Origin of the sequence: Haloarcula hispanica ATCC 33960 (assembly GCF_000223905.1) — an archaeon.
GTDB lineage: Archaea > Halobacteriota > Halobacteria > Halobacteriales > Haloarculaceae > Haloarcula > Haloarcula hispanica.
The window spans coordinates 2,823,520-2,841,947 of sequence record NC_015948.1 but is presented as its reverse complement, the minus strand read 5'-3'; the positions used below and the strand labels follow the sequence as shown (position 1 = coordinate 2,841,947).

Below are 18,428 nucleotides of genomic sequence, written 5' to 3'. Positions count from 1 at the left end.
CCCATCCTTTTACGCCGTGATGGGAAAGGTCCGACATGGTTACTGCTACACTCGTCCTCACACCGCTCGCCCGTCGGCTCGAAGCGATCATGTTCGGGCCGTACGAGCGCGAGTACCAGCTCTTCGAACAGGCCGTGATGGTCGTCGCCGTCGGCCTGGCGCTGGCCTGGGGGCTGGCCGCGTTCGGTGTTCTCCCGCTCGGTGCCGGCACGGTGTCGGTGCTTGCGACCGCCGCCAGTGTCGCCATCTCGGCGTTCGTCGTCGTCGGCTTGCTACAGTTCCTCGTCCTCGCGAACGTCCTCGAACGGACGAACGAGGACGTCGCCACGAAGGCCGCTGAACTCGAAGAGGCCGCCGAGCAACTGGAAACGACAGCCGAGGAACTGGAGACGACCGCCGACGAGGTCGAAAACGCGGCCGAGACTGTCGACGAGGCCGCCGAAGATGTCGAACAGACCGCGGACGAAGTCGAGCAGACGGCCGGCGAGGTCGAGCAGACAGCGGACGAAGTGGAGGAGACCGTCGACGAGGTCGAGCAGACCGCGGACGAAGTCGAGCGGACGGCCGACGAAGTCGAACAGACTGCGACAGAGACCGGCGACGAGGACGCCGCCGAGAAGGTGACCGAGGTCAAGGACAAGACGACCCAAGTCAAGGACAAGACGACCGAAGTGAAAGACAAGACGACCCAAGTCAAGGACAAGGCGACGGAAGCGAAAGACAGGACGACCGAAGTGAAAGACAAGACCACGGAGGTCAAAGACAAGACCAGCGATGCGAAGCAGACCGCCGAATCGGTCACCGACGAGGTCGAAGCGGCCAAGGAAACGGCGAACGAAGTCGAGGAGACCGCGGCGGAGGTCGAGGAGACGATGCCGGCCGACGACGAGCACCTCGCTGACGAGGGTGGCAAGTCTGACACCGACGACGGTGGCTCGGACGAGCGGTCGTCGTAGCGGCGGTCGCCGTCGCTTGGCACATTACCCGTTCGGTACGTTTTAACCCAGTGAGGGACTGGCACCTGTATGGTCGAAGTTCTCTTTGCCCTCGGTGTTCTGGTGGCTATCTTCGTCGGGTTCAATATCGGGGGCTCTTCGACGGGTGTCGCGTTCGGGCCTGCAGTCGGGTCAGATACGCTTTCGAAACTGTCCGCGGCGGCCCTGATGACCATCTTCGCGCTGGCTGGGGGACTCATCGTCGGCCCGGAAGTCGTCGAAAGCCTCGGGAGTGACCTCGTCGAGACCGCCTTCTCCCCGCTCATCAGCATCGTCGTGCTGTTTTTCATCGGTGTCGCGCTGTTTCTCTCGAACGTGGTCGGCGTCCCGGCGTCGACCTCGATGACGGCTGTCGGCGCTATCGCCGGTCTCGGCCTCGCTCGCGGGACGCTAAACGCCGCCCTGATGCTCGAAATCGTCTCGTGGTGGCTCGTCTCCCCGATCATCGCCTTCTGGGTCAGCGGGGTCATCGGCCGGTACTTCTACCCGCGCCTCGTCGAGTGGTTCGCTGTCTCCCAGAGCGAGGGGTCGCTACTGGATTTCGACCGGTCCGGTTCGATTCCACGGCCGTCACTTGGGGAGAACACGACACCGCGTGAGTTCGTCGGGACCGTCGTCGTCATCGGTATCGGCTGTTACATGGCCTTCTCGGCGGGCGCGTCGAACGTTGCCAACGCCGTCGCCCCCCTCGTGGGGAACGGCTCGCTAGATATGTACCCGGCTATCCTGCTCGGCGGTGGCGCTATCGGCCTCGGTGCCTTTACCATCGCCCGTCGAACGATGGACACGGTCGGCAACGACCTGACCGACCTCCCGCTGGTCGCCGCCATCGTGGTTGCGGCAGTTGCCTCCACCATCGTCACCTTCCTCTCCGCGCTGGGTATCCCGGCGAGTTTCGTCATCATCGCCACGATGAGCATCGTCGGGCTCGGCTGGGGCCGTGCAACGCGAACGACGAGCCTCTCCGACACTGTGCAGGGCGAGACGCCCGTCGCGTCTGTCGGTGCGCTGACCACCGACGCGGAAGCCGCGGATGCGCCGACTGTCGGCGGGAAAAAGGGGACGCCGAAGCCGGCCGAGACCGAACCCATCGGCGAGGAATCGCGGGAGGACATCCCGTCGGCGTCGGACCTGTTCGAACCCGGGACCACCGCCAGAGTGATTTTCCTTCAGAACATCGTCCCCTCGATCGCGACGCTCGCGGCGTATCTGGTATTCAAGTTTTTGCCGATTGCCTGAGCGGTGATCGGTCCCGAACAGCTGTCGTCGGTTTCCGACGAATCCCCGCGTTGTCCCTCATTATTTTGCACGGCCTAAAACCGAAGGGCAAAGTCTAACAGGGCGGGGTTCGAACCAATCAGGTGATGCCCACGGTAGAGTACCTTAACTACGAAGTAGTGGACGATAACGGCTGGGACATGTACGACGACGACGTCTTCGCAGAGGCGTCAGATATGGACCTCGACGGTGAGGACTACGGGTCCCTCGAGGTGAACGAAGGCGAGTACATCCTGGAAGCCGCCGAGGCGCAGGGCTACGACTGGCCCTTCTCGTGTCGCGCCGGTGCCTGTGCGAACTGTGCCGCCATCGTTCTCGAAGGCGACATCGACATGGACATGCAGCAGATCCTCAGCGACGAGGAAGTCGAAGACAAAAACGTTCGCCTGACCTGTATCGGCAGCCCGGACGCCGACGAGGTCAAGATCGTCTACAACGCCAAGCACCTCGACTACCTGCAGAACCGCGTCATCTAACGCGGCTCCTGCAGCGCACTACACTTTCTTCTTCCAGCAGCGACTGCCTTCGACAGCCGTCGTACCGGAACCATTAGGGGCACCCCTGTATTGCGTATAGCCGTGCTCGGGTCGATACCGGACCTGCTTCGGCTGGTCGCCGTCCCGGTGTTCGGGTGGGCGGCCTACCGCGACGTGAAAACCCGCCGGGTGCCCAACCGGACCTGGACCCCGCTTGCCGTGCTGGCGGTCGTGCTCCTGCTGTGGGACGCCTACACCGTCTGGGCCGGCCCGACAGCGGTCGGCCAGCGGCTGTTCTTCATCAGAGTCGCGATCAGTCTCGGCTTCGTCGTTCCGCTGTCGTACGGTTTCTGGCTCATCGGCGGGTTCGGCGGGGCCGACGCGAAGGCGTTCATGCTCGTCGCCGTCCTCTTTCCCGTCTATCCGGTGTACTACCTGCCAATGCCAAGCGTCGCGCTCCCGCTCCAGCAGAGCGCTATCGGCGTGTTCTCGCTGACGATCCTCTCGAACACTGTGCTTGCTGGCATCGTCTACCCGCTTGCCGTCGCTGCCGGGAACCTCGCCCGTGGTCGTTTTTCGCTGGCGATGTTCATCGGGCGGCCCGTCGCCGCCGCCAACGTCACCGAGGAGTACGGCCGCCTGCTCGAATCCCCCGACGGCTTCGACCGCGGCGGCCTCGACCTCGACGCCCTCCGGATGTACCTCCAGTGGCGCGGCTGCTCGCTTGCTGACATCCGTGCCGATCCCGAGCAGCATCGGCTGCCGACCTCCATCCCAGCGGTCCCGAACGACCCCGGCGACGGCTCGCTGGCGACCGACGGCGGCGACTCGGTGTCCGGCGATGTGGCCGAACCGTCAGCGAACGACATCGGGGCCGATGGGATGGACCACCCCGACCACATCGACGACCCCTGGGGTGCCGAGCGGTTCCTGAACGACATCGACCACTCCGCCTACGGCACGTCGCCGGACCAGCTCCGCGACGGGCTGGACGTGCTCGTCGAAGAAGACGAGGTGTGGATTTCGCCCGGGATTCCGTTCCTCGTCCCGATGTTCGCCGGGCTTGTCGTCTCGCTCACCTACGGCGACGTGCTGTTCTCGCTGTTGCAGGCTGTTGGGCTCGCGTGACCCCCGGTAGCAGAAGACCTATTTTTCGGACACGCCTCCGCCCGAGTATGACCGAGGTCGACCTCGCGTTCGACGAGCAGGAGTACATCCCCGCTGTCGCACAGGACGCCGACACCGGCGAGGTACTCATGCTCGCCTACGTCACCGAAGAAGCGCTGCGGAAGACCCGAGAGACGGGGGAGGCCCACTACTACTCGCGGAGCCGGGACGAACTCTGGCACAAGGGCGGGACGAGTGGCCACACGCAGGCCGTCGAAGAGGTGCGGGTCGACTGCGACGGGGACGCGCTGCTGTACGTCGTCGACCAGACCGGCGGGGCGTGCCACACCGGCTACGAGTCCTGTTTCCACCGGACTGTCGACGGCGAGACGGTCGGTGAGCAAGTGTTTGACCCGGACGACGTCTACTGATGGCGCGATCCGATACTGAGATCGAAAGCAGTGCAGGAACCCCCGACGCCGTCGAGAACCTCGAACAGGCCGCCGAGGCGCACGACCGAGCGCAGACGCGTGTCGAGGAGGTCGGTGCCGACGCGTTGCGTGACTGCCGTGACATCTACAGCGAGCTGTGGAACCTGCTAGACAGCTACGACGGCCGGGCGACCGGCGGCGGCGACTTCGAGGCGTTCATGGAGTTTCAGGGCCGGGTCGGGACGCTGACCGACGATCTCCCCGAGGATCTGCCCGAGCGCGATACCTTCGAAGAAATCGACGATTTCCTCCAGCAGCGGCGACTCACCGAGGGCGATTTCGAGCAGGCCCGCGAGATGCTGTCGCCCATCGGCGACCTCGTCGGGCGACTCGACGAACTCGACGACGCACGCGAGCAGTACAAGAAAGCCCGGACCGAGGCGAACCGTCGACGCGACGAACTGAGCGACCGCATCGACGACCTGGAACGCCTCCAGCGTCTCGGCGACGCCGATCTCGATGCCCCGGTCGAGCATCTCCGTGACCCCATCGAGCGCTACAACGACGCCGTCTCCGAGGCGTTCACCGAGTTTCGCCGCAATACGCCGGCTAAGGACGCGCTGGCAGTTATCGACCGGGCGGACGCGTACCCGCTGGTCGAGTTCCGGTCCCCACCTGCGGAACTGCTGACCTACGTTCGCGAGCACGACGCCGGCCGGGAGCCGATTCCGAAACTACTGGAGTACGCCGACTACTCCGCCTCGAAACTGGACCACTACGTCGACGACGCCGCAGCGCTCCGCAGTGCTGTCGCCACCCGGCAGACGTATCTCCGGCGGCTCGACGCCGAGCCGGTGCGGATCGACTGGCCGCCGCCGTCGGCCGACGCCCTGCCGTGGTATTGCCGAGAGTACCGCTCGGTCGTCGCCCGGTTCGCCGACGAGTCAGTCGTCGCGGCGCTACGGGAGGTGCGTGGACTCGCGGAGCGGGATGACTACGAGCGGCTTCGCGAGAGCGCTGTCGCTCGGGCAGACCTCACAGAATCCGAGCGTGAACGGCTGGCAAGCGGTGCTGTCGAGCAGGAACTATCGACCGCCCGCGAGGCCAGGGCAGCTATCGACGACGCGCTGGAGATTTATCGGCCGCTGTAAGTGTCAGCCTGCTGGGTTGCTCGCCTCACCATCGTTTCGGCCAGCTCTTCGGCGCGGTCGAGCGTGCGCGCTTCGGCGTAGACCCGGACGACGGGCTCCGTGCCGGACGGTCGGGCGAGCACCCAACCGTCGCCGTAGTCGAGGCGATAGCCGTCCGTCGTGTCGAGGTCGGCCGTCGCGTCGTTCGCGTGGGCCTCGATGCCTTCGAGCATCGCTTCGCGCTCGTCTTCGGTCTCGTATTCGAGGTTTCGCCGGACGTTGTAGTAGTCGTCGTAGTCCGCGGCCACCTCGCTCGCGGGCCGCTCGGCGACGAGTTCGAGGAACTTCGCGGCGGTGAACGCCCCGTCTCTGGCGATGCGGTAGTCGGGGAAGAGGATGCCGCCGTTGCCTTCGCCGGCAATCGCGACGTGGGTCCCCTCGTCCTGCAGTTTGCGGATGCGGCTGACGATGTACGTCGAGCCGATGGGGGTGAGCGAGAGGGTCGCGCCGGCGTCCTCGACGACGTCGACCAGCCGCTGGGAGGCGTTGACCGCCGAGACGACGCCGTCGCCCGACTCGATTTTCGCCGCCGCGAGCGCGGCCAGTGCGGCGTCACCTTCGATATGGGTTCCGGTCTCGTCGACGAACATCCCGCGGTCGGCGTCGCCGTCGTGGGCGAATCCGAGGTCGGCGTCGGTCGCGCGGACGAACGCCCGGAGGTCTCCGAGGTTCTCGGCGACGGGTTCGGGGTCGCGGCCGGGGAAGTGGCCGTCGGGCTGGGTGTTGACAGTGTGGACCTCACAGCCGAGTTCGCGGAACAGGTCGGGGCTCGTCAGCGAGCCAGCGCCGTGGCCGGGGTCGACGACGACAGTGAGGTCGGCGTCGGCGATGCGGTCGCGGTCGACGGCAGACAGCACCTGCTCGCGGTAGCGGCGGCGAGCGCTGGCGATGGCGGTGTCGGACCCGACTGTCTCCCAGTCCGCGTAGGTCGGGGTGTCGTCCCGGAGGGACTGCTCGACGTGGTCGAGCGTGTCCCGCGTCAGTTCGACGCCGTCCGCGCCGATGAGCTTCACGCCGTTGTACGCGGCCGGATTGTGACTCGCGGTAATCATCACGCCCGGGACCGACTCACGCTCGCAGTAGGCCTGCAACCCCGGTGTCGGCACGACGCCGAGGCGGTCGACGTCGAACCCGACGGCCGTCAGCCCGCTTGTCGCGGCGTTGATAAACGTCCGCCCGGTCGTCCGCGTATCCCGGGCGATCGCGACGCGGTCGTGGTCGTCACGCCAGACGTCCCCGGCGGCCTGTGCAACCCGGACGTACCGCGGTGTCAGCTCATCGCCCGCGACACCTCGGACGCCACTCGACCCGAACACTTGCATTCGAGCGAGTGTCTGATGCGGAGGGGCTTAGGAATGTCGCTGTCCGAATTCAACAGTCATTAGCCCCGTGACCGTGCAGTGAGCGTATGGCAAACGACGACCTCATCGCGGCGCTGCGGGACGCCGACGCCGTCAAGTTCGGGGAGTTCGAGCTCTCCCACGGCGGCACGTCGAACTACTACGTCGACAAGTACGTCTTCGAGACCAACCCCGACTGTCTGGACCGCATCGCCGAGGCCTTCGCCGAGCGCATCGCCGAGTGGGACACGGACGCCACGCTCGCCGGCGTCGCCCTCGGCGCAGTCCCGCTGGTCGCGGTCACCAGTGTCGAGACGGGCATTCCCTACGTCATCGCCCGCAAGCAGGCAAAGGAGTACGGCACGGGCAACCGAATCGAAGGGGATCTGGCCGACGGCGAGGAGGTCATCATCCTCGAAGACATCGCGACGACCGGCCAGAGTGCGGTCGACGCCGCCGAGGCGCTCCGCGAGGCCGGCGCTATCGTCAACCGCGTGCTCGTCGTCGTCGACCGCGAGGAGGGGGCCAGCGAGAACCTCGCCGACCACGACCTCGAACTGTCCTCGCTCGTGACTGCCTCTGACCTGCTCGCCGACGCACCCGACGATATCGACGTATAGCGCTGGTCGGAACGCTCTCGGCCCTGCACGAGACGAGCACACCACCGATGTGTTCTTGACGCTGGCTCGCCTACCCACGAGTGCAAATGGCTAATCTCGAACTCTACGAACTCGAAGGCTGTCCGTACTGTGCGAAGGTAATCAAGAAACTCGACGAGCTGGGCCTCGACTACGAATCCCACATGGTCCCGCGGTCCCACGGCGATCGGACCGAAGTGAAGGAGGTTTCGGGCCAGACGGGCGTTCCCGTCCTCGTCGACGAGGACAACGGCGTCGACGGGATGCCTGAATCCGACGACATCGTCGAGTACCTCGAAGAAACGTACGGGCAGTAGACTCGGCGCTTACGGTAGTTCTCGTTTTTACGTGACAGCGAAGACTGAGAGCGCCCGCTCAGGCCACTTCCTCGGGTTCCTCGCCGCGCTCCATAATGAGGTCGCGCAGGTCGATGGCGTCCTCGATGTTTTCCATCTCCTCTTTCTCGATGAGCGCGGTCCCCTCGACGGACTCCCGTCGGAGTTCGTCGACGACGTACACCGACCGAGTCCGGGTTACCTCGCCGACCGAGGACATGATGCGGGCTCGCTTCTCGGCCGTCTCGGTGAACGCCGAGTGACCGGCAAGGACTTGCCCGTGCTCGTCGTCGCTCTCGTTGACGCTCTTGAACGGCGCGCGGTCCGTCGGGTGGACCTCGAAGCCGATACGAGTGAATACCGTCACAATCGGCTCGTCTTCCGGTGCGACGGCGGGGTCGTCCGGTGTCGGCTCGTCGTCACGGACTTCCTCGGCGCCGTCGAGGACGCTCACCGGCGAGGTCAGCGGCGCGTCGAACAGGTCCTCCAGTTCGGCGGCCACCTCGACGGAAGCGTCCATTCCGTCCTCGTATTTCGAGACCGTCCGTCGGGAGACGCCAAGTTCCTTTGCCAGTCGGCCGAGCGACCAGTCGCGGTTCTCGCGCACGTCAGCGAGAATCTCGGAGTCGATGTTGACGTAGAGTCCGCCCGGCGCGGCGTAGATGAGCGGTGGGACCTCCTCGACGAACAGGTCCATCGCGGTGTCGGGCGACAGCACGGGGACGCCGTGCCGGAAGTAGACGACGCCGGGTTTCAGTTCCTCGTCACGGGTCCGGAGTCCGACTACGATCGGTGTAGCATTCAGGTACGTGCCCAGTCGCCGCATCTCGCCCCCGGTCTGTGCGTCGAAGGCGTCGATGTTGCCCAGTATCTTCAGGAGCAACACGTCCTCACCGCGACGGGCAGCGATGTCGAAACTCTTCGGACGAATCGCACAGCGGTCGCTGACGAGGAAGCCAGCGTCTTCGAGCATCGCCATGACGTTTTCCACCAGCGCCGACCGTGACATAGTACTCTGTACCTCTACTGAGTCTAGCCCGCTCACCCATTATATGCATTGCGCCGTTCGTTGACCTCTCAGGCTCCTACCGACAGCGTGACGAAAGGGGTTTGACCGTTTCGGGGCTACAGGCGCTTGTGACTGTCGTCGGCCTCGATGATACGGACTCGCGCGAGCGGGGGATGTGTACGACCTACGCCGCCGCCAGCCTCGCGGAGTCGATACGCGACGCCGGGGGGACCGTCGAGCGACTGCTCCTCGTCCGACTGAACCCTGCCGTTGAGCACAAGACCCGCGGGAACGCGGCGCTGGCAGTGCATACGGACCTCGATGCCGACACGGCGCTTGAACTGGCCGGGGACGTGCTCGACATGGCTGAGACCGACGACCCCCGGACCAACCCCGGCGCTATCGTCGCGGACTGCGACCCCGAAGACGTCCCGCCGCAGGTCGCAACGTTCGCCTGCGAGACAATACAGTCGATACAGGACCCGATGGCCGCGACGACGCTAGCTGACGTGGTCGGGTTCGCCCGCTGTCAGCGGGGCAACGGCCGCGGGCTCGTCGGCGCGCTCGCGGCGGTCGGGGCCTGGGCCGCGCTGTCGGACTGGACCTACGAACACATCGCCTACCGGGAGCGAGACCGGTGGGGCACTGAGCGGGCGGTCGACGGCGAGAGCGTCCGCGACGTAGCGGCCGAGTACTACCCCGACGTGTGGGACACTGTCGACCGTGCATCGGGCTATCCTGTCTGCGTTCCCCGGACGCCGTGTCCGATTCTCTACGGGATCCGCGGCGACGACCCCGACGCCTGCCGCGCCGTTGCCGACGCGATCGACAGCGAACCCATCGCCCGGCGAGCGACGTTCGTGACGAACCAGGGGACGGACGTCCATCTACAGGACGCCGCTGTCGACGCGGTCACGGCTGACAGCGCCTACCGCGTCACCGGCGACGTGGTCGACGCCCCCGAAACGCGGGAGGGCGGACATGTGTTCGTTACGCTCGAGGGCGACGATACGACCCTCGACTGTGCGGCCTTCGAGCCGACAAAGGGCTTTCGCGACCGGGTCCGCTCGCTCAGGGTGGGCGACCGAATCACCGCCTGTGGCGAAGTGACTGACGGCACGCTCAAACTGGAGAAGTTCGCGGTCCGGGAACTCGTTCGGACGGAACCCGTCACGCCGGACTGCCCGGACTGTGGGCGGTCGATGAAATCCGCCGGCCGGAACCAGGGCTATCGGTGTCGGGACTGCGGGACCAGCGCCGACGGCAAGGTCGAGCAGTCAATCGAGCGGGGACTGGAACGCGGCTGGTACGAAGTGCCGCCGGTTGCACGCCGCCACATCGCGAAGCCGCTGGTCCGTGGCGGGTTCGACGCGCCCACTCACCCGTCCCGCTGAGACCGATTAGCGTCGCGGTGTACCGGTCTCTCTCGACCTCGGGGACGACATTATCCGGAAATCAGATCCGACAATTCGAATGCGGTGTGACATCGTCGCGTAAACATCCCACCCGACAATCAATCGTGGCCCTGGTCCTGTCTTCTATCTGGTTCGAACCGGCTACCGTCGAGTAAGCACCACGAATATTCCGGTAATACGGGGATATACCTCGATTTAGACTACGGATAACAATATTGATATACCGTTATGTGCGGCCATGAGCACCGAAGGGGCAGACACCCACCGGCGAAATACGACGGACGGCGAGGCCGCCGAGAAGCTATTGACTGTCGAACACGAGCCGGCTGCGGGCGGCGGCCAGCGCTCGATCCTGTATCCGCCCGGCAGCACGCCCTCCGAACTGGAAGCGAACTGGCTGGCCGTTTCGTCGGACCTTCTCGTTCCGCTTGACGACGTTCAGTAGCCCTTACGCCCGATAACCGACAGGTAACAATAATGATACCTGTCGTGAATCGAGACATGGACTCCGATACCCGGTCGACGAGTGCGGTGACGGCAGCGGCTGACGTTGACGAGGGAACGCTACCTGCCGTGGTACGCTCCCGTCCCGACGGCAGTGAGCGACTCATCTGCTACGCGCCGGATGTCGACACGACAGACGTAGAGGACCAGTGGCTCTCCGTCGATGCCGACTTTCCGGTCTCGACACTGCTGATGCGGTAGGTTAGTCGTTCCGTCCGGTCAACGCAACAACCACGTCGTCACCGTCCTGGAGTTCTCCCCGCTCTCTGAACTGAGGGAGCGCAGCCGTCGCCGTCGCACACGTCGGCTCGACGTGAAACCCTGCCCCACTGAGTCGGTCGCGCTCTCGCTCGGTTGCCGCCGCGGAGACAGCGACGGCGGCACCGCCGGTTTCGTCGATGGCATGTCGTACTTGCTGGGCACGCGGCGGGTCGCGGATGTGGATCCCGTCAGCGAGGTCGTTGGCAGCAGCGTCGTCCGGTGTACTGCCCTCCTCGTCGGCGATGGGACTGTACCCGACCGCTTGCGTCCCCAGTATACGCGGGATAGCGTCCGTCCATCCAGCTTGCTCCAGTGCCCGGAACCCGCGGTAGAGGCCGAGAAACAGCGTCCCGTGACCGAGCGGTGTGACGACGGCGTCCGGCACGCTCCAGTTTCTCTGGGCGGCGATTTCGTAGGCGGCCGTCGCCGTCCCGGCGAAGAACGCGGGGTTCCAGGCGTGACTGGCGTACCAGCCCGCCCCACTCTCGACGGCGTCGATACAGGCCGCGGTTACGGACTCTCTACTCCCCTCGACCGGGACCACGTCGGCTCCGGTCCGTTCGATGCGGCGAACCTTCGCTTCCTTTGCGCTCGCCGGGACGTATATCTCCGCGTCCAGGCCCGCCCGTGCCGCGTAGGACGCGACTGCCAGCCCGGCGTTGCCCGAGGAGTCTTCGAGCACGCGGTCGGCTCCGACTCCGAGCGCTTCGGCGATGACCGTCGCCGCGCCGCGGTCCTTGAAACTCCCCGTCGGGTGGAGATACTCCAGTTTGAACGTGGCGTCCCACCCGGGCGCGTCGACCAGCGGCGTCCAGCCCTCGCCTAAACTGACCCGTTCGTCCATGGGGAGGAAGTCAGCGAAGTCCCAGACGCCGCTGGTTCGCGAGAACTGCGCCGGTCGGCTGTCGGGCAGGGGCTGGCTGGCGTAATCAAGCGGAGCCCCGCAGGAACACCGCCAGGGTTCCTCACGGGGGTACTCCCGGTCGCAGACGCTACAGGTGCGCATGGTCCCACTCGGATGCGGACGGTCCAAAAGCTGGCGGCGTCTGTGGCGCGGTAGTCGGTGCCTGTGGCTGGGCTGGCGGAGCGCACGGAGCGATGGCCGGGCGGCCGCTCCGTCGGCCGCCCCGGGGAAAGGCAGGTCAGCAAGCGAGCATACGCGGCGCGAAGCGCCGCGTTTCACGGGACCGAGCGTAGCGAGGTCCCGCGTTTTTCCCACGTTTTGCGAGGGGGTGCCCACAGGCCGCACCGCGGCCGAGGACACTCTCCGAAGTAAAAAGTGGTTGTCAGTAGGTGTCGACGTTCGTCCCGACCGAGCAGACGTACTCGCCGGTCGCGACCTGCGGGAGTCGACGGGCACGCCAGAACACGCCGCTGGAGTCGGCGGTGATTTCGGCCTTCGGATCGCCGAACACGTCGGTCACCTCGAACAGCGTCTCGCCGCGGGCGACGCGGTCGCCGAGGTCGGGCTTGAGGTCGATGAGGCCGCCGACGGGGGAGCCGTACTGTTCGAATCCGGAGGCGCGGGTCTGGGGGCGCGTGTCATGGTGGCCATCGAGGAAGCCGTAGTAGTGCAGGACGTTGAAGACACCGTCGACGCCCCGCTGGATGGACTGTTCATCCCAGCCGACACAGCCGCCGAGTTCGGGGTCGATTGTCGGCACGCCCTCGTCGGGGGCGGCGCGAGCCAACTGCCCGTCGGGGCCTTTCTGGTCGAGGATGTAGCCACAGCCGAACACTTTCGCGAGTTCGAGACACTCCTCGTGGAGGCGGTGGCGGGTGCCACACCGGACCCGTACCTCGTCGATCATCCGCGAGGTCGACCCCTGGTGTAGGTCGAGCACGTAGTCGGCGCTGATGGCGGCGTTGAACGTCGCCGCGGCGATGCGCTCGCTCGACGTCCCCGTTTTGTCGCCCGGATACGCCCGATTCATCTTCGTGTCGTCGATCGGGTTGCGGTGCTCGGCGACCTGGAACGCGTGGTAGTTGACGACGCCACAGACTAGAATCGTTCCGGACAGCTCTGCTGGGTCGAGCTGCGGGAGTGTTCGCTGGATGACGCCGACGCCGTTCAACTCGTCGCCGTCGCTGGCCGCCTGTATGTAGAGGGTCCGCCCGTCGTCGACACCGTTGACGACGGCGACCGGTAGCCCGAACGTCGACCCGTCGCGGGTCTCACCGACCTCCAGCCGCCCCGTGTCTTTCTCACCGGGGGCGGCGGTCGCCGTACCGAAAGTAACCATTGTTCCCACGTTTGCCTTGGGAGCCTTTACTGGTTCGGATTTCGCCAGCAGTTGCGCCGGACCGACGGCATCTTGGGGCCGCCACCCCTATCGACAGGTGTGTCCCAGTCCGAGCCACAGAGCGGGAAAGCGGCGATGGTCGCGGCGCTGAACGTGCCACGGAACGCGAAAATCGGCTTCGTACTCGCCGGCCTGTTCACGGCGGGGCTGTTCGCCCTGTTCGTCCTGCCGGGGACCCAGCGCCCGATGGGGTTCTACGTGGCGCTGGGGTTCGTTCTCGCGACGTCGCTGGGCGGTCTGCTGACGGCGCTGTTTACGGCCGTGTCTGCTGTGCGACTCGCAAGACAGTAGCAGAACGCTATTTTCCCTCGGCCAGTTCTGTAAGCCGACCGCCGCCGGTTCGAGTCCCCTTCGCGATGAGCACGTCGCCCGTCTGAATCTGCGTTTCCGGGCCCGGCGAAACGACCCAGTCGCCGCCCTCGCGCCCGGTCCGTTCACTCTCCCCGGCCCCGCGACGTATCGCGATGATCCGCATACCCGTCGCCGTCTTGACCGCCGCGTCGCCGATGGTCGTCCCAGCGAGGTCGCTGTCGGGGTACACCGCCGTCCGGACGATGACCTCGTCGGACTCCTGCACGGCCTCGGCGACGACCGGATGGGTCGACAGTCCCCGCAGAACCCCCTCGCTCATCTCCAGCGCGGCGTCGGAGATAACCTCCGTCGAACGGGCCAGGTGGACGAGGCCTCGCAGCGACACGGGGTCGTCGATGTCGGCGGCGGCCCGGAGCGTCCAGGCCTCGAACCGGGACTGCAGCGCGTCGACCTCGGCTTCGAGTTCGACGACTTCCTCGGCGACTTCCGTACTGTCGAACAGCACCGCGCCGTAGGCCAGATCGACGGCCAGCTCGCCCATGTCTTTCATCAGGACGATGGAGTCGACGGCGCGTTCGAGGTCCCGGACGCCTCCCTCCGGCGGTTCCGGCGGCTCGTACACGTCGCCGGTCGCGTCCTGATACACCTCGGCGATGCCGGCCTCTGGCCCCCGGAACAGCACCACGTCGTCCGCTTCGAGGCGCGTCTCCCGGTCGGGGTTGAGCAGCCAGTTCCCCTGCCGGCGGATCGCCAGCGCGCGGACGCCGGTCTCGGTTTCGAGGTTCAGGCTCCCCAGCGTCTCATTGGCTAGCCGAGAGTCCGAACCGATTGTCGCCCGCACGAGCGTCTCGACGGCTTCGGGCAGGGCCGCCCGCATCGTGTCTGGCAGGCCGATATCCTCTAGCACTATTTTGGCGATGTCGCCGGCCGCGTCGCTGATCTTCTCGGCGGCCCCGACCATCCCCAGGACGGGGGCCAGCGACTCCGCGTCCGCCGTCGACCGGCAGGCCATCAGGAGGCTCATGCGTGCGCGCAACTGGAGCACGTCCATCTTTTCCTCTAACTCCAGCACCTCCGCGGCCACGTCGTCGCTACCCAGCAGGACAGCCGAGTACGAGAGGTCGATGAGCAACTCGGCGGTGTCTTTCATCTCGGCCAGCACCTGCTTGACGCTGACCGGTTCGTACTCGACCGTCCCTGTCGGGTCCATGGCCGTCGATTCGATGGCCCCGAGCAAAAACGTTCCTCACTGTGTGGAGAGATAGCGCGCCCCGCTGTCAGCCACGACTGGCCGTTTGCATACCAGTGTGGGTGCTACGTTGGGGTATCGACCCAAATAGACCGGTAATCAGATGGACAGTCGTCCAATAACTGTTCCTGACATTGTGCCACACACGCTCGGAAAGAAAATGTTTTTCCCGGAAGGTAGGGAACTGATTGCGTATGTCCGACGACCTCAAGAAGGGACTCGAGGGTGTCATCGTCGCCGAGTCCGAACTCAGCGTTATCGACGGCGACGCTGGCAAACTCGTGTATCGGGGGTACACCATCGAGGACCTTGCGAAGGGTGCCAGCTACGAAGAGGTGCTGTACCTGCTCTGGCACGGCCACCTGCCGAACCGGGACGAACTCTCCGAGTTCAAGCAGGCGATGGTGGACGCGCGCGGCGTGGACGACGACGTCATCTCGACCGTGCGACAACTCGCCGAAGCGGACGAGAACCCGATGGCAGCGCTCCGGACTGCGGTGTCGATGCTCTCGGCGTTCGACCCTGCGCCCGAGGACGCCGAACCGACCGACGAGACGGTCAATCTTGAAACTGGACGGCGAATCACGGCCAAGATCCCGACCATCATCGCGGCGTTCACCCGTATCCGCGACGGCAAGGAACCCGTCGCACCTCGCGACGACCTCGACCACGCCGCGAACTTCCTGTACATGCTCAACGGCGAGGAGCCCGACGACGTGCTCGCCGACGTGTTCGACCAGGCGCTCGTCCTCCACGCCGACCACGGCCTCAACGCCTCGACGTTCTCGGCTATCACGACGGCGTCGACGCTGTCGGACGTTCACAGCGCGGTCACTTCCGCCATCGGGACCCTGAAGGGGCCGCTCCACGGTGGGGCCAATCAGGACGTTATGGAGATGCTAAAGGAGGTCGACGACGCCGAATCCGACCCGCTGGACTGGGTCAAGAACGCCCTCGACGAGGGCCGCCGCGTCTCCGGCTTCGGCCACCGCGTCTACAACGTCAAGGACCCGCGCGCGAAGATTCTCGGCGAGCGCTCGAAGGAACTCGGCGAGGCCGCCGGGACGCTCAAGTGGTACGAGATGTCCACCACTATCGAGGACTACCTCATGGAAGAGAAGGGGCTGGCCCCGAACGTCGACTTCTACTCGGCGTCGACGTACTACCAGATGGGCATCCCCATCGACATCTACACCCCCATCTTCGCGATGTCCCGCGTCGGCGGCTGGGTCGCCCACGTCTTCGAGTACATCGAGGATAACCGTCTGATCCGACCGCGTGCCCGCTACGTCGGCAAGAACCCCGACGAGACGGAGTTCGTGCCGCTGGACGAGCGGTAAGGCGCTCCCGCTGTCAGTCGTCCGTAGCCTGTCACTACCGCGTGGCCGTGAGCGCGTTTCATCGCGCGAACCGGGGAAGGGCAGGGCGGCCAGCGTCCAGCGGCGACGCCGCCGGTTCTCGGAATCGGCCCAAGATGCATCTCCTGTCGAGTCTCTCCAATATCGAACTCTGCGGTAACGGACGCGTAGCGACTGTCCGCGAACGAAGTGAGCGGTTCACCGAACGCGAGCATAGCGAGCGTTCGGCCTTTTTCGCCACCGAAAGACTCGCGAGGCTCGTCTTTCGAGCCTTGCTTTGCTCCGCTCAGCAAGACCACGTTTTTGCGCCGAGCGGTGCGTGAAGCGCACCCGAGGCGGAAAAAGGTGGTTAGCCAAACGTCGATTTGAACCGCGTCACGCCGTCGTCGGTGCCGGCGATGACGAGCTTGTCAGTCGGTTCGATAGTCACGCCAGGACCGAGGTCAGTGATGACTGCACCGTCGCGTTCGATGGCGACGACCGTACAGCCCGTCCGTGAGCGGACATCGGCCTCGCCGATCGTCGTATTCCCGAGACCGTTAGCGGCGACGCGGATGACCTCGACTTGCTGGTCCATCGAGATGACGTCCTCGTCTTCGAGGATCGTGGAGGCGAGCATCCGGCCGCTGACCGTCGACAGCGCGAGGACGTAGTCAGCGCCCGCCCGGTACATCTTCTGGACGTTCTCGCTTTCCTCGGCGCGGGCAATGATTTCGACGTCCGGGTTGAGGTCACGGATGACCAGCGTCGCGAACTCGGTGTCGGTGTCCTCCGATAGGGCGAGAATAACCGTTCTGGCTGCGCCGACGCCAGCGTGTCGCAGGTCGTCTGGCTCCGTGGCGTCGCCGACGACATCGACGCCGGGCTCGTCGGTCTGATCGAGCACTGTGTGCGGCACCCCGGCGTTCGTGAGCGCCGCCGTGATCGTCTGGCCGACCTCGCCGGCACCGATGATGACAGTCTCCCCGCGGCGGAAGCCGTGTACGCTAGAAAGCGTCATCTCCTTGAGCTGTTCCAGCTGACGTTCGGTCCCCGAGACCAGCAGGACAGTACTGCCGTCGAGTTCGGCGTCGGGGTCGGGCGGACTCACGAACTGGCCACGGAACCACGCGCCGATGACGTTGACGCCGGTCTCCTCGCGGATGCCGCTGTCGGCCAGCGTCGTTCCGACGAGGTCGCTCCCACGGTGGATCGGCAGTTCGGCGATGTCGAAGTCCTCACCGATCTCTATCGAATCCCCGAGCGTCGTCGAGACGCCGGTCGTGACTTTGCTCGCGAGGCTCTCACCGAGCAGTCCACGCGGCGACAGGACGGCGTCGGCGCCGGCGAGGTCGTGGTACTTCGCCCGGTCGGGCTCCTTGACGACACTGACGGTCTGGACGGACTCGTCGACTTCACGGGCGGTGAGGATGATACTGGTGTTCACCTGGTCGGACGCGTCGGCCACGACCGCGCGGGCGGACGACAGATGGGCTCGCTCGAGCCCGTCGACGGACTGCGGGTCGGCGTGGATGACGTAGTACCCGTCTTCGTAGAGGTCGTTGGCCCGGTTCCGGTCCGGCTCGACGATGACGTAGTCGACGTCCCAGGTGTCGAGTTCGGTGACGAGTGTCTCACCGCGGGGAGAGAACTGACAGATGACGACGTGGTCGCTGAGTCCGTTTTCGACCGTATTCGGGGCTTTCGTCTCCATTGCCTCCTCGAACAGCGGAAACAGCAACACCGGTAATGCGAGGAAGATGAGCACGACGCCGGTGATGTCCATCACGATGATGAGTAGTAACATCTCCGTGCTCTGCCAGTCCCCATCCGAGCCGTAGCCAGTCGTAGTAAACGTCTCTACGACGATTTGCAGCGATTTCAGGAACGTGCGCGGCTCGTTCTCGAAGGCCGACATCCCGTAGTCGTAGGCCAGCGCATAGGCTAGGATGATGCCAACGAGGCCGAGAACGTACAGCGCTGTTCGTCGCTGCCAGGTATCCATCTACTACGTTCTGGGATACCGAGTGTAAAACAGTTCTGTCCGGCTAGTCGACGGCCCTCTCAGGAAACGAGCGCCAGGGAGAGTTTCTCACCCGGCCGTTGTCCCGCACTTTCACTTTCACCGCGCTACGACGGGATTTAAGTTAATCGCGTTCCTTCTCCCGCGTGCAGTCACACGCTCCCCCTTTCCGTTTCAGGACACTACCCGAGCAGTCGTGGCTATGGCGGCCGTCGATGCCGCATG

The 18,428-nt window shown here is 65.4% G+C and carries 19 protein-coding genes; 13 read left to right on the top strand and 6 right to left on the bottom strand.

The features are described 5' to 3' along the window. Nucleotides 1-35 precede the first annotated feature (35 nt). The 6 genes from HAH_RS14385 (at nucleotide 36) to HAH_RS14360 (ending at nucleotide 5,438) form a co-directional block, all read left to right on the top strand. Entirely contained in the window at nucleotides 36-956 is a 921-nt protein-coding gene (locus HAH_RS14385; protein WP_014041573.1) for a hypothetical protein, read from the top strand. A 69-nt stretch (nucleotides 957-1,025) separates the two neighbouring features. Next, entirely contained in the window at nucleotides 1,026-2,234 is a 1,209-nt protein-coding gene (locus tag HAH_RS14380; protein ID WP_014041572.1) for an inorganic phosphate transporter, read from the top strand. 125 nt (nucleotides 2,235-2,359) lie between these two features. After that, nucleotides 2,360-2,749, top strand: coding sequence for a ferredoxin Fer1 (fer1, locus tag HAH_RS14375; RefSeq protein WP_004590522.1), 390 nt, complete (start codon nucleotides 2,360-2,362; stop codon nucleotides 2,747-2,749). A gap of 102 nt (nucleotides 2,750-2,851) precedes the next feature. Next, on the top strand, nucleotides 2,852-3,877 hold the full coding sequence (locus HAH_RS14370) for an A24 family peptidase (protein WP_014041570.1): 1,026 nt from the start codon (nucleotides 2,852-2,854) through the stop codon (nucleotides 3,875-3,877). A 47-nt stretch (nucleotides 3,878-3,924) separates the two neighbouring features. Then, nucleotides 3,925-4,287 (top strand): phosphoribosyl-AMP cyclohydrolase, encoded by a 363-nt coding sequence (gene hisI, locus HAH_RS14365; RefSeq protein WP_008307361.1) that lies wholly within the window; start codon nucleotides 3,925-3,927, stop codon nucleotides 4,285-4,287. Next, entirely contained in the window at nucleotides 4,287-5,438 is a 1,152-nt protein-coding gene (locus HAH_RS14360) for a DUF7118 family protein (RefSeq protein ID WP_014041569.1), read from the top strand. The genes hisI and HAH_RS14360 overlap by 1 nt, the downstream gene beginning before the upstream one ends. Here the strand turns inward: HAH_RS14360 and glmM are convergent. Next, nucleotides 5,423-6,799 carry a phosphoglucosamine mutase gene (gene glmM / locus HAH_RS14355; protein WP_014041568.1) on the bottom strand — a complete coding sequence of 459 codons (1,377 nt, stop codon included), beginning with the start codon at nucleotides 6,797-6,799 and terminating at the stop codon, nucleotides 5,423-5,425. The two genes, HAH_RS14360 and glmM, sit on opposite strands and share 16 nt — an antisense overlap. 86 nt (nucleotides 6,800-6,885) lie before the next feature. On the opposite strand from glmM, the gene pyrE reads away from it, so the two are divergent. Both pyrE and HAH_RS14345 read left to right on the top strand, forming a co-directional pair. Beyond that, entirely contained in the window at nucleotides 6,886-7,437 is a 552-nt protein-coding gene (gene pyrE, locus HAH_RS14350) for an orotate phosphoribosyltransferase (RefSeq protein WP_014041567.1), read from the top strand. A gap of 86 nt (nucleotides 7,438-7,523) precedes the next feature. Further along, on the top strand, nucleotides 7,524-7,772 hold the full coding sequence (locus tag HAH_RS14345; protein ID WP_014041566.1) for a glutathione S-transferase N-terminal domain-containing protein: 249 nt from the start codon (nucleotides 7,524-7,526) through the stop codon (nucleotides 7,770-7,772). A gap of 58 nt (nucleotides 7,773-7,830) precedes the next feature. Here the strand turns inward: HAH_RS14345 and HAH_RS14340 are convergent, their stop codons facing one another. After that, nucleotides 7,831-8,799 (bottom strand): transcriptional regulator, encoded by a 969-nt coding sequence (locus tag HAH_RS14340; RefSeq protein ID WP_014041565.1) that lies wholly within the window; start codon nucleotides 8,797-8,799, stop codon nucleotides 7,831-7,833. A 128-nt stretch (nucleotides 8,800-8,927) separates the two neighbouring features. Here HAH_RS14340 and HAH_RS14335 point away from each other — a divergent pair, with 128 nt between their 5' ends. From HAH_RS14335 to HAH_RS14325, 3 genes are all read left to right on the top strand, one after another. After that, nucleotides 8,928-10,193: a tRNA(Ile)(2)-agmatinylcytidine synthase gene (locus HAH_RS14335; protein WP_044952074.1), complete on the top strand. Its 1,266-nt coding sequence runs from the start codon at nucleotides 8,928-8,930 to the stop codon at nucleotides 10,191-10,193. Between the two features lie 259 nt (nucleotides 10,194-10,452). Next, nucleotides 10,453-10,659: a hypothetical protein gene (locus HAH_RS14330; RefSeq protein WP_014041563.1), complete on the top strand. Its 207-nt coding sequence runs from the start codon at nucleotides 10,453-10,455 to the stop codon at nucleotides 10,657-10,659. Between the two features lie 32 nt (nucleotides 10,660-10,691). After that, the gene (locus tag HAH_RS14325) at nucleotides 10,692-10,919 is read left to right on the top strand and encodes a hypothetical protein (protein ID WP_023843450.1); all 228 of its coding nucleotides are present in this window, start codon (nucleotides 10,692-10,694) and stop codon (nucleotides 10,917-10,919) included. A gap of 1 nt (nucleotide 10,920) precedes the next feature. Here HAH_RS14325 and HAH_RS14320 read toward each other — a convergent pair whose 3' ends face one another. Next, nucleotides 10,921-11,985, bottom strand: a complete 1,065-nt coding sequence (locus tag HAH_RS14320) for a pyridoxal-phosphate dependent enzyme (protein WP_014041561.1) — start codon at nucleotides 11,983-11,985, stop codon at nucleotides 10,921-10,923. Between the two features lie 280 nt (nucleotides 11,986-12,265). After that, on the bottom strand, nucleotides 12,266-13,222 hold the full coding sequence (locus HAH_RS14315; RefSeq protein ID WP_014041560.1) for a succinylglutamate desuccinylase/aspartoacylase family protein: 957 nt from the start codon (nucleotides 13,220-13,222) through the stop codon (nucleotides 12,266-12,268). 99 nt (nucleotides 13,223-13,321) lie between these two features. Here HAH_RS14315 and HAH_RS14310 point away from each other — a divergent pair, with 99 nt between their 5' ends. Then, nucleotides 13,322-13,573: a DUF7536 family protein gene (locus HAH_RS14310; RefSeq protein WP_014041559.1), complete on the top strand. Its 252-nt coding sequence runs from the start codon at nucleotides 13,322-13,324 to the stop codon at nucleotides 13,571-13,573. A gap of 7 nt (nucleotides 13,574-13,580) precedes the next feature. Here the strand turns inward: HAH_RS14310 and HAH_RS14305 are convergent, their stop codons facing one another. Then, a complete protein-coding gene (locus tag HAH_RS14305; protein ID WP_044952068.1) occupies nucleotides 13,581-14,804 on the bottom strand; it encodes a potassium channel family protein in 1,224 nt (407 codons plus the stop codon). A gap of 233 nt (nucleotides 14,805-15,037) precedes the next feature. Here HAH_RS14305 and citZ point away from each other — a divergent pair, with 233 nt between their 5' ends. Beyond that, nucleotides 15,038-16,183, top strand: a complete 1,146-nt coding sequence (citZ, locus tag HAH_RS14300; protein ID WP_014041557.1) for a citrate synthase — start codon at nucleotides 15,038-15,040, stop codon at nucleotides 16,181-16,183. A 367-nt stretch (nucleotides 16,184-16,550) separates the two neighbouring features. On the opposite strand, the gene HAH_RS14295 is transcribed toward citZ, so the two are convergent. Continuing rightward, a complete protein-coding gene (locus tag HAH_RS14295; RefSeq protein ID WP_014041556.1) occupies nucleotides 16,551-18,185 on the bottom strand; it encodes a potassium channel family protein in 1,635 nt (544 codons plus the stop codon). Nucleotides 18,186-18,428 lie beyond the last annotated feature (243 nt).

Excerpts from the sequence above, each read along its gene's own strand:
- HAH_RS14385 (WP_014041573.1), top strand. The coding sequence starts at position 36 with ATGGTTACTGCTACACTCGTCCTCACACCGCTCGCCCGTCGGCTCGAA.
- HAH_RS14380 (WP_014041572.1), top strand. The coding sequence starts at position 1,026 with ATGGTCGAAGTTCTCTTTGCCCTCGGTGTTCTGGTGGCTATCTTCGTC.
- fer1 (WP_004590522.1), top strand. The coding sequence starts at position 2,360 with ATGCCCACGGTAGAGTACCTTAACTACGAAGTAGTGGACGATAACGGC.
- hisI (WP_008307361.1), top strand. The coding sequence starts at position 3,925 with ATGACCGAGGTCGACCTCGCGTTCGACGAGCAGGAGTACATCCCCGCT.
- HAH_RS14360 (WP_014041569.1), top strand. The coding sequence starts at position 4,287 with ATGGCGCGATCCGATACTGAGATCGAAAGCAGTGCAGGAACCCCCGAC.
- glmM (WP_014041568.1), bottom strand. The coding sequence starts at position 6,799 with ATGCAAGTGTTCGGGTCGAGTGGCGTCCGAGGTGTCGCGGGCGATGAG.
- pyrE (WP_014041567.1), top strand. The coding sequence starts at position 6,886 with ATGGCAAACGACGACCTCATCGCGGCGCTGCGGGACGCCGACGCCGTC.
- HAH_RS14345 (WP_014041566.1), top strand. The coding sequence starts at position 7,524 with ATGGCTAATCTCGAACTCTACGAACTCGAAGGCTGTCCGTACTGTGCG.
- HAH_RS14340 (WP_014041565.1), bottom strand. The coding sequence starts at position 8,799 with ATGTCACGGTCGGCGCTGGTGGAAAACGTCATGGCGATGCTCGAAGAC.
- HAH_RS14330 (WP_014041563.1), top strand. The coding sequence starts at position 10,453 with ATGAGCACCGAAGGGGCAGACACCCACCGGCGAAATACGACGGACGGC.
- HAH_RS14325 (WP_023843450.1), top strand. The coding sequence starts at position 10,692 with ATGATACCTGTCGTGAATCGAGACATGGACTCCGATACCCGGTCGACG.
- HAH_RS14320 (WP_014041561.1), bottom strand. The coding sequence starts at position 11,985 with ATGCGCACCTGTAGCGTCTGCGACCGGGAGTACCCCCGTGAGGAACCC.
- HAH_RS14315 (WP_014041560.1), bottom strand. The coding sequence starts at position 13,222 with ATGGTTACTTTCGGTACGGCGACCGCCGCCCCCGGTGAGAAAGACACG.
- HAH_RS14305 (WP_044952068.1), bottom strand. The coding sequence starts at position 14,804 with ATGGACCCGACAGGGACGGTCGAGTACGAACCGGTCAGCGTCAAGCAG.
- citZ (WP_014041557.1), top strand. The coding sequence starts at position 15,038 with ATGTCCGACGACCTCAAGAAGGGACTCGAGGGTGTCATCGTCGCCGAG.
- HAH_RS14295 (WP_014041556.1), bottom strand. The coding sequence starts at position 18,185 with ATGGATACCTGGCAGCGACGAACAGCGCTGTACGTTCTCGGCCTCGTT.